This is a genomic window from Pseudomonas sp. PDM25 (genome assembly GCF_019219045.1).
Lineage (GTDB): Bacteria > Pseudomonadota > Gammaproteobacteria > Pseudomonadales > Pseudomonadaceae > Aquipseudomonas.
In genome coordinates this window covers 1-13026 of sequence record NZ_JAHUWL010000033.1, presented here as the reverse complement: position 1 = coordinate 13026, position 13026 = coordinate 1, and the positions used below count along the sequence as shown (strand labels likewise).

At 59.5% G+C, this 13026-nt stretch carries 12 protein-coding genes and 1 pseudogene; 2 read left to right on the top strand and 11 right to left on the bottom strand.

The window, feature by feature from the left end; genetic code table 11:
* The coding region (locus KW848_RS30735; protein ID WP_218539086.1) for a hypothetical protein at positions 1–216 on the top strand (216 nt) is incomplete at its 5' end.
* Here KW848_RS30735 and KW848_RS30730 read toward each other — a convergent pair.
* The 3 genes from KW848_RS30730 to zwf are packed head-to-tail and all read right to left on the bottom strand — an operon-like array spanning position 177 to position 3029.
* Positions 177–842, bottom strand: coding sequence for a bifunctional 4-hydroxy-2-oxoglutarate aldolase/2-dehydro-3-deoxy-phosphogluconate aldolase (locus KW848_RS30730; RefSeq protein ID WP_008151112.1), 666 nt, complete (start codon positions 840–842; stop codon positions 177–179). The genes KW848_RS30735 and KW848_RS30730 overlap by 40 nt on opposite strands.
* A 17-nt stretch (positions 843–859) precedes the next feature.
* Positions 860–1573 carry a 6-phosphogluconolactonase gene (gene pgl, locus KW848_RS30725; protein ID WP_218539085.1) on the bottom strand — a complete coding sequence of 238 codons (714 nt, stop codon included), beginning with the start codon at positions 1571–1573 and terminating at the stop codon, positions 860–862.
* On the bottom strand, positions 1560–3029 hold the full coding sequence (gene zwf / locus KW848_RS30720) for a glucose-6-phosphate dehydrogenase (protein WP_218539084.1): 1470 nt from the start codon (positions 3027–3029) through the stop codon (positions 1560–1562). The genes pgl and zwf overlap by 14 nt, the downstream gene beginning before the upstream one ends.
* A 239-nt stretch (positions 3030–3268) precedes the next feature.
* Here zwf and KW848_RS30715 point away from each other — a divergent pair, with 239 nt between their 5' ends.
* On the top strand, positions 3269–4129 hold the full coding sequence (locus KW848_RS30715) for a MurR/RpiR family transcriptional regulator (RefSeq protein WP_173667542.1): 861 nt from the start codon (positions 3269–3271) through the stop codon (positions 4127–4129).
* 158 nt (positions 4130–4287) lie between these two features.
* Here the strand turns inward: KW848_RS30715 and KW848_RS30710 are convergent, their stop codons facing one another.
* From KW848_RS30710 to KW848_RS32065, 8 genes and pseudogenes are all read right to left on the bottom strand, one after another.
* On the bottom strand, positions 4288–5142 hold the full coding sequence (locus KW848_RS30710; RefSeq protein ID WP_111451467.1) for a D-hexose-6-phosphate mutarotase: 855 nt from the start codon (positions 5140–5142) through the stop codon (positions 4288–4290).
* Positions 5143–5420: 278 nt separating this feature from the next.
* On the bottom strand, positions 5421–6767 hold the full coding sequence (locus KW848_RS30705; RefSeq protein ID WP_218539083.1) for a carbohydrate porin: 1347 nt from the start codon (positions 6765–6767) through the stop codon (positions 5421–5423).
* A gap of 193 nt (positions 6768–6960) precedes the next feature.
* Complete coding sequence (locus KW848_RS30700) at positions 6961–8121, bottom strand: ABC transporter ATP-binding protein (protein WP_111451465.1); 1161 nt, start codon at positions 8119–8121, stop codon at positions 6961–6963.
* A gap of 4 nt (positions 8122–8125) precedes the next feature.
* Positions 8126–8971, bottom strand: a complete 846-nt coding sequence (locus tag KW848_RS30695) for a carbohydrate ABC transporter permease (RefSeq protein WP_111451464.1) — start codon at positions 8969–8971, stop codon at positions 8126–8128.
* Positions 8964–9872 (bottom strand): carbohydrate ABC transporter permease, encoded by a 909-nt coding sequence (locus KW848_RS30690; RefSeq protein WP_008155860.1) that lies wholly within the window; start codon positions 9870–9872, stop codon positions 8964–8966. The genes KW848_RS30695 and KW848_RS30690 overlap by 8 nt, the downstream gene beginning before the upstream one ends.
* A 158-nt stretch (positions 9873–10030) precedes the next feature.
* Positions 10031–11338: an ABC transporter substrate-binding protein gene (locus tag KW848_RS30685; RefSeq protein ID WP_218539082.1), complete on the bottom strand. Its 1308-nt coding sequence runs from the start codon at positions 11336–11338 to the stop codon at positions 10031–10033.
* Positions 11339–11455: 117 nt separating this feature from the next.
* Positions 11456–12715, bottom strand: a complete 1260-nt coding sequence (locus KW848_RS30680) for an AGE family epimerase/isomerase (RefSeq protein WP_218539081.1) — start codon at positions 12713–12715, stop codon at positions 11456–11458.
* Positions 12716–12931: 216 nt separating this feature from the next.
* Positions 12932–13026 (bottom strand): annotated as a pseudogene (locus tag KW848_RS32065) (IS110 family transposase); the annotation flags it as partial.

The following is a 13026-nucleotide window of genomic DNA, read 5'->3' as shown; positions in this document are numbered from 1 at the left end:
CGCGAAGAGGCCGCTACATTCAATGCAGATGTCGAATGTCAGACCGCCTTCGCGAGCAAGTCGGATCGCCGCACCGCCGCTCCCACAAGGTTTTTGGCAGGCAAAAAAAAACGGTGCACCGACCAAGCGCACCGTAAAGCCGTAGAACACACAACGAAGTGTTTGGTAAAAGCCGATCAGTCCAGCAGCGCCAATGCCTCGGCGGTGCATTCCTGAATGCGGGCCCAGTCGCCGTTCTTGATCCACTCGGGATCAAGCATCCAGCTACCGCCCACGCACATCACGTTTTTCAACGCCATGTAGCTCTTGATGTTGGCCGGACTGACGCCGCCAGTCGGGCAGAATTTCACTTCGCCAAACGGGCCGCCAAGGGCTTTGATAGCCGCGACACCGCCGCTGACTTCCGCCGGGAACAGCTTGAATCGACGATAACCCAGGCCGTAGCCTTCCATGATGCCGGAGGCGTTGCTGATGCCCGGCAACAGCGGAATCGGGCTGTTGACGCTGGCTTCCAGCAGGTCACGGGTGATGCCCGGCGTGACGATGAACTGCGAACCGGCCGCTTCGGCAGCCGCCAGCATGTTGCGATCGAGCACAGTGCCGGCACCGGTCACCAGCTCTGGACGCTGCTCGCGCAAAATCTGGATAGCCTTGAGGCCGAACTGCGAACGCAAGGTCACTTCCAGGGCTGTCAGGCCACCGGCCGCGAGGGCGTCGGCCAGCGGCAGGATGTCCTGTTCGCGAGCGATGGTAATCACCGGCAGGATCCGCGCCTTGGCGCAGAGGCTGTCGATCAGGGCAACTTTGTCCGCCATGGAAACGGTCGGGGATGGGGTTGTCATAGCGGCTGTTCCTTGGCTCATGGGCACCAGAAAATCTCTAACGTAGGTTGCAGAAACGCGCGAATCGGCATGGCGGCGACATCGTCACCGGCCAATGCGGCACTCAAAGTGGTCAGCTTGGACTGACCGGAAATCGATAGAACGGTGGTCTTGGCCGATGCCAGCAGCGCGCGACTCATGGTCAGGCGCTGATGCGGCACGGTCGGCGCCAGCATCGGGTAGCAACGACGTGTGCCGTCGGCTTTCAAGGCGTCGGCCAGGTTCGGGCTATTCGGGAACAGCGAGGCGGTGTGACCGTCGTCGCCCATGCCAAGTATCAGCACGTCGATTGGCGGCAACTCGGCGAGCAAGCGATCCGCCTGCTCGGCGGCCAGTTCAAGGTTGGCGGTGGCGCTGTACAGACTCAGGAACTGAGCCTTGGCCGCCGGGCCTTGCAACAGGTAACGCTTGAGCAGACCGGCATTGCTGTCGGCGTGTTCAACCGGTACCCAGCGCTCGTCGGCCAGGGTAACGACAACCTTGGACCAGTCCAGCGTCTGTTTGGCCAGGTGCTGGAAAAACGCCACCGGACTGCGTCCACCGGAAACCACCAAGGTCGCGGTGCCGCGCGCATCGATCGCGTCACTCAGTCGCTTGGCCACATTCAGCGCCAGGCCTTCGGCCAGCAACACCGGACTTTTGAACTCATGGGCGCTGACGCCCTGAGGCAGTTTCAATTCAGATATCGCCATACCACGACCTCCCGTCCCGCGTGATCAGAGCAATGGAGCTCATCGGTCCCCAGGACCCGGCCGCGTACGGCTTGGGTGCATCACCGGACTTCTTCCACCCGGCGATCAACTGGTCACACCACTTCCACGCGGCTTCGATTTCATCTTTACGGACAAACAGGTTCTGATTGCCGCGCATCACTTCCAGCAACAACCGCTCATAGGCATCGGGAATCCGTGCGCTGCGATAAGTGTCGGAAAAATTCAGCTGCAACGGACCGCTGCGCAGCTGCATGCCCTTGTCCAGGCCTTGTTCTTTGGTCATCACGCGCAAGGAAATGCCTTCGTCCGGTTGCAGGCGGATAATCAGCTTGTTGCTGATTTGCAGACGCTGCTCGGGAGCGAAGATGTAGTGGGACGGTTCCTTGAAGTGGATGACGATCTGCGACAGCTTCTGCGGCATGCGCTTGCCGGTACGCAGGTAAAACGGCACACCGGCCCAACGCCAGTTGCGGATATCGGCACGCAGCGCAACGAAGGTTTCGGTGTCGCTCTGGGTGTTGGAATTCGGCTCTTCCAGGTAACCGGGAACCGATTTGCCTTCGCTGTAACCGGCGATGTACTGACCGCGCACGACCTGAGTGGTCAGGCCTTCCGGGCTGATCGGCGCCAGCGCCTTGAGCACTTTGACTTTCTCGTCGCGGATGCTGTCGGCGGACAGGTCGGCCGGCGGGTCCATGGCGATCAGGCAGAGCAGTTGCAGCAGGTGATTCTGGATCATGTCCCGCAGCTGACCGGCCTTGTCGAAGTAACCCCAGCGACCTTCGATCCCGACCTTCTCGGCCACGGTGATTTCCACGTGGGAGATGTAATTCTGGTTCCACTGGGTTTCGAACAGGCTGTTGGCGAAACGCAGGGCGATCAGGTTCTGGACGGTTTCTTTGCCCAGGTAGTGGTCGATGCGGTAGGTGCGGTTCTCCGGGAAGAACTGCGCCACGGCGTCGTTGACCTTGCGCGAGGATTCCAGGTCCGAACCGATGGGTTTTTCCAGCACCACGCGGGTGTTTTCGGTCAGGCCGACCTTCGACAGGTTCTCGCAGATCGCGCCGTAAACGGCGGCCGGTGTCGCGAAGTAGGCAATCACCCGCTGCGCGCTGCCAGCCATTTCGGCCAGGGCGACGTAATCGTCAGCCTTGAGGAAGTCGACGTGCAGGTAACTCAGACGGGCCAGGAAGCGTTCGACCACGGCCTCGTCCAGCTCTTTGGCGCCGACGTAGCGGCGCAATTCGGAGGCGATGAACGCCAAATGCTGTTGCTCGCTGCCAGGCTCACGGGCCAGCGCGATAATCCGCGTGTCCTCGTGCAAGAGGCCTGCGCCATCGAGCTGATAAAGGGCAGGAAACAGCTTGCGCAGGGCCAGATCGCCGAGGGCGCCGAACAAGGCAAAGGTGCACGGTTCAACCGTAATCGAAGGCATGATGTTTGTTCTTTTATCAAGTTAAGCTACAAATACCTTTTTTCAAGGCATCACTCAAGGGAAAATGTAGTAATAACCACAACATTTTCGCAAAATACAGATTCCGAGTGGTGGACGGTCGGAGCCATCAGTAGGATAGGCCACCGTTACGGGCCCGATCAAAGTCCCAATTTGCATAGCCGGGGCCCTTATTTGCATTGCTCTCATGTTTGCGGAGCTAAGGAACATATATGGACCGCGTGCGAAATTTACTGGAACAGATCCAGAATCGCCTTGAAGACCTGAACAAGGCAGAACGCAAAGTCGCCGAAGTCATCCTGCTCAACCCAGAGCAGGCCACCCGGTTCAGCATCGCCGCCCTCGCCCAGGCCTCAAAGGTCAGCGAGCCGACGGTCAACCGTTTCTGCCGTTCGTTTGGCGTCAGCGGCTACCCGGAACTCAAGCTGCAATTGGCCCAGAGCCTGGCCAGTGGCGCCGCGTATGTCAGCCGTGCGGTGGAGGCAGATGACAATCCCGAGGCCTACACCAAAAAGATTTTCGGCAGCGCCATCGCCTCGCTGGACAGTGCGTTGCAGGCGCTTGACCCGAACCTGATCAGCCGCGCCGTCGACCTGTTGATCCAGGCCCGGCAGATCCACTTCTTCGGCCTCGGCGCCTCGGCCCCGGTGGCGCTGGATGCACAGCACAAGTTCTTCCGCTTCAACCTGGCAGTCACCGCCCACGCGGACGTGCTGATGCAACGCATGATTGCGTCGGTGGCGCACACCGGCGAGTTGTTCGTGATCATTTCCTACACCGGCCGTACCCGCGAACTGGTGGAAGTGGCGCGTATTGCCCGGGAAAACGGTGCTTCGGTGCTGGGCCTGACAGCCGAGGGTTCGCCACTGGCCAAGGCCAGCACCTTGAGCCTGAACATTCCGCTGCCGGAAGACACCGACATCTATATGCCGATGACGTCGCGGATTATTCAGCTGACCGTGCTCGATGTGCTCGCCACCGGCATGACCTTGCGCCGTGGCGTGGACTTCCAGCCGCATTTGCGCAAGATCAAGGAAAGCTTGAATGCCAGTCGGTATCCGATTGGGGATGAGTTTAATTAGTCCGATCTGAGTTCTTTGTCGCCTGATAAGCCGCCTTCGCGAGCAAGCCCGCTCCCACAGTGGATCTGCTTTGAACACAAATGCTGTGTCCACTGAAAATCTACTGTGGGAGCGGGCTTGCTCGCGAAGGCGATACCCGCAACACCATGGATCTTGAGCTAAACCCCAACCCGTGCCTGCAAACTCAAATGCGCCCTCTCCCCCGGCGCCAGGCTCAGGCTATCGGTCCCGCCACTCGCCGCTTCAACGCACACAAACTCCGAAATCTCATTCCAGCTCACCCCCAGCAACGGCCGCGAGCCCGGATGCCAGACCACCGTGTCCGCACTGTCTCCCGTATCGATGCACAACTCCCGCTGCCAGGCGTGGTCCTTGAGCTGTAATTCGCCGTCATGCTGGAACACCCGCTGACAGCCGCCCTCTACCCGCAATTCGCCTTCCTGATGACAAATCTGCCGGTTCAACTGGTCGTAACCCTGCGCTCCGTCGAGGCCAGACAGCGCTACCTCACCGACGTCACCAATACGCCAATAAGCGTGCAACGCCTGACTCAATTGGCACGGCAGGCTGTCCTGATGCTCGGTACTCAGGCGTAAATCCATGCGTTCGCCCAAGTGCGCGTGCAGGTCCACTTGCCAGTCGCACAACTGAAGTTGCCAGTGCAAGCGCACGCCATCGTCATCAGTGCTGCTGTCCAGTAGCTTCCAGTCGATCAGCCGTGCCCAGCCATGGGACGGCCAGGCGTTTTCGCTCGGATGACGGCCATACCACGGCCAGCACACCGGAACGCCACCACGAATCGCACCGACCTGCGGCCACTTCGCCGCGCACCAGAGCCAGGGCTTCTGACCCTTTGGCTGGAAGTGCAGCAACTGCGCCCCCTGCCGACTGAACACCGCCTGACACAGCGGATGGTCGATCACCAGCACGTCGCGCTTCTGATAGCGCTCCCACGCAAACACCGGACGTTCGCGCAAGGATTTGAAGAAGCGTTGTAGCGGATGCTCATGCATGTGCCACGGTCCTGAAAATCATGGGTGTACTCAATACGTGTGCCCAGTGAACCACTGTGGCGAGGGGATTTATCCCCGTTCGGCTGCGAAGCAGTCGTAAAACCAGAAAAACGCGATTTACCTGGAACACTGCGGTGGATGGTTTTGGGGCCGCTTCGCAGCCCAACGGGGATAAATCCCCTCGCCACAGGTTGCTTTGGCATACCACACAAAAAAAAGCGGACAGCCTGGGCTGTCCGCAAAAATGCGCACATAGAGAGGAGCTTATCGCAACAGCGTTAGAACACCGACTGAATTTTCAGGCCGGCGACCAGCGCGTTGTCAACTTCATCGACACCACCCGGGTGAGTGATGTATTGCAGGTTAGGACGCACGGTCAGCCAGTTGGTAACGTGGAAGCCGTAGTTGATCTCGTAGTTGTACTCGGTAGTACGCAGCGGCGAGAACAGTGGATCCTCGTACTCGGTAACACCATTGGAGGCGTTGACCAGTTCAGCGTTTTTCTTCACGTCATCGTTGACATGGATGCGGGCGAAACCGATACCGACGTCATCTTTTGGACGTGCATCGAACGGGCCCTTGTACACAAACATCAGCGACTGGTAGTTGTCGACGAAGTTGGTGTCCTTGTCGTGGAACGTGGCGTTGGCTGCGATGTTCAGACCACGGCTCTTGTCACCGTTGTGGTCGGTCAGCTGTTGCTGCGCCACGAACCAGTAACCGTGCTTGCTATCGTGGCTGCGATAGGCGTTACCGCTGGTGGCTGCATCATTGCCGTCGGCATCCTTACGGACGTCATCGGCATTGGCCGTGCTTTTGTAGTAACCGACACGGTATTCGCCGGGCAGGTTGTTAGGGGTCGGCGACCAGACCAGTTCGACCGGCAGGACGGTGCCAGCAGTCCCACTGCCGCTGAGCTTGAAGCCGTTACCGTGCTCCAGTTGCGACGGGTTCTGGTTGTACGCGCCGATCTGCGCATAGAACTCAGGCGAGATGTTGTACTTCACGCGAACCGCAGCCTGCATGACCGGCCAGTTGTACCAGATGTTGGTCGCCCAGTTACCCGCCTGGGAACCGCAGAACGCCAGGTTCTGGAACTCGCACGGGAAGGTGTTGAAGTCTTCGCCTTCGCCGAAGTAACCGGCTTTGACGTCCAGTTTGCCGTCGAGGAACTGGTGTTTGATCCACAGTTGGGTCAGGCGGACCATATGGCCACGGCCGTAGACTTCCTGAGACGAACTCAAGGTGCCGGCACGCGGATCGCCGACACGGTCATTGGAGATGTTCTGACCATTACGGTTAGTGAGCTGGATCTTCGCCTGGGTGTTATCCCAGCCCCACAGTTTTTGCAGGTCCAGTGCCACGCCGAGGCCAAACTGGTCGGCGTAACGCGCAGTCTTGTCGTCGTTGTAGCCGCCGTGGAGGTTGGCGCCCACTTCACCGACGTAGTCCATCTTGATGTCGATACCCTGCTCGATCAGCCTGGTCCGCTCGCCCCCCCAATCACCGGTCATCCATTCGGAATCGGCGCTGAACGCGTCAGCCGCGTGTACGCTACCGGCCAACATCATTGCCGCAACGGCTGACAACTGGCAGATAAGCTGAGCGTTGTTGTTCTTCTTCATCCCTACATCCTCGTTTTATTGTTATTAACTGTTTTTATCTAACGCGGTGACATCTGGTGCGAAGAGCGACAGGCCGCCCACCGCATATCCCCCTGTGGGAGCGGGCTTGCTCGCGAATGCGGTGTATCAATCGACATCCCTGTTGAATGTCAGACCGCCTTCGCGAGCAAGCCCGCTCCCACATTTCTGATCTTCAGCGACCTTTGAATTGTGCGACGTTCGCAGACCGGGTTTCGGCTTGCGGCTGACCGGCCACCCCCAGGCGCTCCCCGGTCTTGGCATCGAACAACAGCACTTTCGATGGATCGAATTGCAGGGTCAGGGTCTCGCCCACGGCCGGTGCAACGTCCGGCGCCAGACGGCAGCAGACTTTGGTTTCGTTGAGATTGACGAACACCAGGGTGTCGGGACCGGTTGGCTCGGTGACCTGGACTTCGGCGCGAATGATCGGCAAACCATTCGGCTCGCTACCCGCCAAGACGATCTGCTCCGGGCGCATGCCGAGGATCACTTCACGGTCTTCAAGACCGGCGTCCTGCATGCCCAACGGCAATTCGCAGCGCGCCTGACCGCTGTCGAGCAGCGCCAGCAGACGACCGTCCTTGCGCTGCAAACGCAGGGGGATGAAGTTCATCGGCGGCGAACCGATGAAGCTCGCCACGAACAGGTTGGCCGGGTTGTTGTAGATGTCTTTCGGCGTACCGAACTGCTGGATGATCCCGTCCTTCATCACCGCCACTTTGTCGCCCAGGGTCATGGCTTCGATCTGGTCGTGGGTCACGTAGACCGTGGTGGTTTTCAGGCGCTGGTGCATCAGTTTCATTTCGGTGCGCATCTCGACGCGCAGCTTGGCGTCGAGGTTGGACAGCGGTTCGTCGAACAGGTAAATCTTCGGCCGCCGCGCCAGGGCACGGCCCATCGCCACGCGCTGTTGCTGGCCACCGGAGAGCTGACCGGGTTTACGGGCGAGCAAATGTTCGATCTGCAACAGCTTGGCCACGCGAGCGACTTCTTCGTCGATTTCGGCAGCTGGCATTTTGCGAATCTTCAGGCCGAACGCGATGTTGTCGCGCACGCTCATCGTCGGGTATAGCGCGTAGGACTGGAATACCATGGCGATGTCACGATCTTTCGGGCTCATGCCGCTGATGTCGGCGTCATCCACCAGGATCGCGCCGCCGCTGATGTTTTCCAGACCGGCGATGCAGTTCATCAGCGTGGATTTACCGCAGCCCGACGGGCCAACCAGGATCAGGAACTCACCATCATCGATCTTCAGTTCGATGTTTTTCAGGGTGTCCGGCAAACCGGCGCCGTAGGTCTTGTTGACGTTGCGTAATTCGAGAGTTGCCATTGTTCTACCCCTTGACCGCGCCGGACGTCAGCCCACGCAGGAAATACTTGCCAGCGAAAATGTAGACCAGCAGTGTCGGCAGCCCGGCGATCATCGCGGCGGCCATATCAACGTTGTATTCCTTGGCCCCGGTGCTGGTGTTGACCAGGTTGTTCAGGGCCACGGTAATCGGCTGGGCATCGCCACTGGCGAAGACCACGCCGAACAGGAAGTCATTCCAGATCTGAGTGAACTGCCAGATCAGGCAGACCATCACGATCGGGATCGACATCGGCAGCAGGATCTTCCAGAAAATCGTGAAGAAGCCCGCGCCATCAAGGCGTGCAGCCTTGACCAACGCATCCGGAATGCTCACGTAGTAGTTGCGGAAGAACAGTGTGGTAAACGCCAGGCCATAGACCACGTGCACCAGCACCAGGCCGGTGGTGGTGTTGGCCAGGCCGAACTTGCCGAGGGTGAACGAGGCTGGCAACAGCACGGTCTGGAATGGCAGGAAGCAGCCGAACAGCAGCAGACCGAAGAACAGTTGCGAACCCCGGAAGCGCCACATCGACAGCACGTAACCGTTCATGGCGCCGATGAAGGTGGAGATCAGAACCGCCGGCACGGTGATTTTCACCGAGTTCCAGAAGTAGCCGCCGACCACGTCCCACGCCTTGATCCAGCCGATGCCGTCAATCACTTGCGGCCAGCTCAGCAGGTTGCCGGTGCGGATATCTTCCGGGGATTTGAAACTGGTCAGCAGCATCACCACCAGCGGGATCAGGTAGATCGCGGCGGCCAGCAACAGCGTGGCGTAGATGGCGATTCGGCTGAAGCTCAAGGCTGGTTTGCCGAGTTGATTACTCATGGCGTTTGCCTCGCAATTCGGAGTACAGGTACGGCACCAGAATCGCCAGGATCGCGCCCAGCATCATCATGGCGCTGGCCGAACCAATGCCCATCTGGCCACGGCTGAAGGTGAAGGAATACATGAACATCGCGGGCAGGTCGGACGAGTAGCCCGGGCCGCCAGCGGTCATTGCCGCCACCAGGTCGAAGCTCTTGATCGCGATGTGCGCGAGGATCATGAAGGCGCTGAAGAACACCGGGCGCAGGCTCGGCAACACGATTCTCAAATAGATGGTCGGCAGGCTCGCACCGTCGACTTGCGCGGCACGGATGATCGATTGATCGACACCCCGCAGGCCGGCCAGGAACATCGCCATCACAAACCCGGAGGCTTGCCACACGGCGGCGATCACCAGGCAATACACCACGCGATCCTGATCCACCAGCCAGTCGAGACGGAAGCCTTCCCAGCCCCAGTCACGCAGCATCTTGTCCAGGCCCAGCCCTGGGTTGAGCAGCCATTTCCACGCGGTACCGGTGACGATCATCGAGAGCGCCATCGGGTACAGGTAAACGGTGCGGATGAAACCTTCCTTGCGAATGCGCTGATCCAGCAGCACCGCGAGGAACACGCCGAGCACCAGGCTGATGCCGATGAACATGCCACCGAAGACCGCGAGGTTTTTGCTCGCGACCCACCAGCGATCGTTGTCCATCAGGCGGATGTATTGCTGCAGGCCGACCCATTTGTAGCTCGGCATGAAGCTCGAATTGGTGAAGGACAAAACGAATGTCCAGATGATGTAACCGTAAAAACCAACCAGGACGATCAGCATGCTTGGCGCCAAAACCAGTTTGGGGAGCCAGCGCTGCAGTGCGTCGAACGGTGAGGCTTTGCTGAAAACCGCCACAGAGCTCATCGGGATAATCCAGGTGAAGAGAAATGAAATCCGCACGGCGATCCCTTGTGGGAGCGGGCTTGCTCGCGAAAGCGGTGTGTCAGTCGACATCCATGTTGAATGTCAGTCCGTCTTCGCGAGCGAGCCCGCTCCCACATGGGGACACGCGGTGTCAGGGATTACTGGGCGGCTTTGACGGCCGATGCCAGTTGCTTGCTGGCCGTCGCCGGATCAGCATTCTTGTCATTCATGAAGTTGGTCACCACATCGAAAATCGCGCCCTGCACGGCCAGGGAAGTGGCCATGTTGTGCGCCATGCTCGGTTGCAGGCCGCCAGTCTTCTCGTCTGCAAGGAAATCCTTGGCCGCCGCTTGAGCGCAGGAATCGAAGCCCAGACCGCTCATGTCGTTAAGCATGTCGGTACGCACCGGGATCGAGCCTTTGTTGATGCTGAAGACTTTCTGGAAGTCTTTGCCCAGCGCGACCTTGGCCAGGTCTTGTTGAGCGGCGATGTCACCTTTGCGATCGGCCTTGAGCTTGAACACCGCCAGGGAATCGATGTTGTAGGTGAAGGCTTTTTCGGTGCCCGGGAATGGCACGCACTGGTAGTCCTTGCCCGCTACTTTCTTGGCAGCGGTCCATTCGCTCTTGGCCCAGTCGCCCATCATCTGCATACCGGCCTTGCCGTTGATGACGTCGGCGGCAGCGATGTTCCAGTCACGACCGGCGCGGTTAGGATCCATGTAACCGGTGAGTTTTTTCAGCTCGGCGAACGACTTGGTCATCTCGGCGCCCGAGAGGGTTTTCTGATCCAGGTCTACCAGGGCTTTCTTGTAACCGTCAGCGCCCATGACCGAGAGCACCACGTCTTCAAACACGGTGCTGTCCTGCCAAGGCTGGCCACCGTGGGCAAGCGCAATGAAGCCGGCGGCTTTGAGCTTGTCGCCGGCGGCATAGAATTCTTCGAGGGTAGTCGGGGCTTTTTCGATCCCGGCTTTCTTGAAGACTTCCGGGTTGATCCACAGCCAGTTGACGCGGTGAATGTTCACCGGCACGGCGACGTAGTCACCTTCGTACTTGACGGTGTCGGAGACTTTCTTCGACAGCAGGCCATCCCAGCCTTCGGACTTGGAAACCTCTTTGAGGGTGTCGGTGCTGAGCAGGCCAGTGCTGCCCCACTCCTGGATGTCCGGACCTTTGATCTGTGCAACGCCCGGCGGGTTGCCGGCGACGGCGCGGCTTTTGAGTACGGTCATGGCAGTGGAACCGCCGCCACCGGCGACTGCGCCGTCCTTCCAGGTAAAGCCGTCTTTTTCGACTTGGGCCTTCAGGACATCGACCGCAGCCTTTTCACCACCAGAGGTCCACCAGTGAACGACTTCCACCGAACCTTTGGAATCGGCAGCAAGCGTACTCAGCGGGAATGCAGACAGGGGAAGCAGTGAAGCGAGAGAAATGACAGTAGCGAGGCGAGAAATCGCATTCATCTAGTAGTACCTTTCTTGTTGTTATGCATGCAAGTCTGGTGCTTGCGCTGCATAGGATTCTAAACAGGAGTGATCCCTTCGCAGGTAACGAAGGGACGTTCGAATGTCACCACATGGTTACACAGGAGCGCTCTGGGATAACTGTGCCAGGGCAGTCGCCATGCTTGGCGCCAGAGGCAACCGCGGGATCAGTACGGCTTGCCAGGCGTGATAAAGGTCGGGTTTGCCCGCCCAGATATCGGCGCTCGGGCGGTTCTGCGGATCGAGCTCGTGGCGCCAGCTACCGCTTTCGCGATCGATGAAATGGCTGTCGCAGAATTCCCAAAACAGTCGATACCAGCGTTCGTATTGCGCATCGCCTGTGCGTTTAAGCAGCGCGCTGGCGGCGGCGCTGGCTTCGCAATGGGTCCAGTGCAGGCGATGGCGAACCACGGCGCGATTGTCCCAGTCGAGGGTGTAGACAATCCCCGGCGCCCCGTCGACATCCCAGCCGTGACGGCAGTTGTGGTCGAAGAGTTTTTGCGCGTCGCTGGCGAGCCAGCCCGGCGTCAGCATCCCGGCCTTAACCCGCGCCGCTTCGAGATGCAGTATCAGCCGGGCCCATTCGAAACCGTGACCCGGCGTGGTGCCGTAGGGGCGAAAACCATCGGCCGGGTTGTCGTGGTTGTATTCGCGCAAGGGTTGCCAGTCGCGGTCGAAATGCTCGACCACCAGGTAATCGTTGGCAGCGGCGTGACCGTGGATGACGCGCTCGACGATGCGCTGGGCGCGGATCAGCCAGCGGTTGTCGTCAGTGACATCCGCCAACGCAAGAAAGGCTTCGGTGGCGTGCATGTTGCTGTTGGCGCCGCGATAGCTTTCCTCTTCACTCCAGTCGCGGTTGAAGGATTCGCGCATCGCGCCCTCCTCCTCGCTCCAGAAATGCCCGTCGATGATGTGGATGGCATCGTCGAGCAAGGCCTGCGCGCCGGGACGCTGCGCGACAACCGCAGAACTGGCGGCCAGCGCGACAAAGGCGTGCAGGTAAGCGGCTTTATCGGTGTTGCCGTCACGGTGCTCGGGGGCCGCGAACCAGCCGCCATGTTCGGCGTCACGCAATGGGCCGCTGAGGGCTTTGACGCCGTGATCCACCAGCTCGGCGAAACCCGGCAAGCCCTGAATGTGGGCCATGGCGAAGCTGTGGGTCATGCGCGCGGTGTTCATGGTTTCGGCGTGGCCGTTGGCTGGCAGGCAGCCCTTTTCATCAAGATTGCCGAAACCTTCAGGAAGCGTTGAAGCCTTGGCAAACGCCAGCAGGCGCAGGCCTTCGGCGGCGAGCCATTGCTGATGGGCGGGTGCGTTCAGCCAACTGCTGAAAGCGGGTTGGAAGGTGTCCATGGGATGCCTTTTTTTGTTGTTATGACTGGGGGCAGTCTAAACAACGGGCGGTGGCTGGCTTGTAACGAAGGGGGCGAGTGATGTCACCGAGTTGTGACATTCAGCCTGAGGAATGAGTTGAAAGGTCTGACGCCTTCGCGAGCAAGCCCGCTCCCACAGTGGATTTGTATACGACGCAAATCCGCTGTGGGAGATTCTATGGTTGAGGGAAAGCCCTCAACTGGCTTTTGGCTGATATTCGCTTTGCCCTTTCAGCAAGGCGAATACCACCCGAGCAAGCTTGCGAGCCAGCATCACCAGCGCCTGAGTGG

Coding starts and splice junctions, on each gene's coding strand:
- KW848_RS30690 (WP_008155860.1), bottom strand. CDS start 9,872: ATGAGCTCTGTGGCGGTTTTCAGCAAAGCCTCACCGTTCGACGCACTG.
- KW848_RS30730 (WP_008151112.1), bottom strand. CDS start 842: ATGACAACCCCATCCCCGACCGTTTCCATGGCGGACAAAGTTGCCCTG.
- KW848_RS30685 (WP_218539082.1), bottom strand. CDS start 11,338: ATGAATGCGATTTCTCGCCTCGCTACTGTCATTTCTCTCGCTTCACTG.
- KW848_RS30680 (WP_218539081.1), bottom strand. CDS start 12,715: ATGGACACCTTCCAACCCGCTTTCAGCAGTTGGCTGAACGCACCCGCC.
- zwf (WP_218539084.1), bottom strand. CDS start 3,029: ATGCCTTCGATTACGGTTGAACCGTGCACCTTTGCCTTGTTCGGCGCC.
- KW848_RS30705 (WP_218539083.1), bottom strand. CDS start 6,767: ATGAAGAAGAACAACAACGCTCAGCTTATCTGCCAGTTGTCAGCCGTT.
- pgl (WP_218539085.1), bottom strand. CDS start 1,573: ATGGCGATATCTGAATTGAAACTGCCTCAGGGCGTCAGCGCCCATGAG.
- KW848_RS30700 (WP_111451465.1), bottom strand. CDS start 8,121: ATGGCAACTCTCGAATTACGCAACGTCAACAAGACCTACGGCGCCGGT.
- KW848_RS30710 (WP_111451467.1), bottom strand. CDS start 5,142: ATGCATGAGCATCCGCTACAACGCTTCTTCAAATCCTTGCGCGAACGT.
- KW848_RS30695 (WP_111451464.1), bottom strand. CDS start 8,971: ATGAGTAATCAACTCGGCAAACCAGCCTTGAGCTTCAGCCGAATCGCC.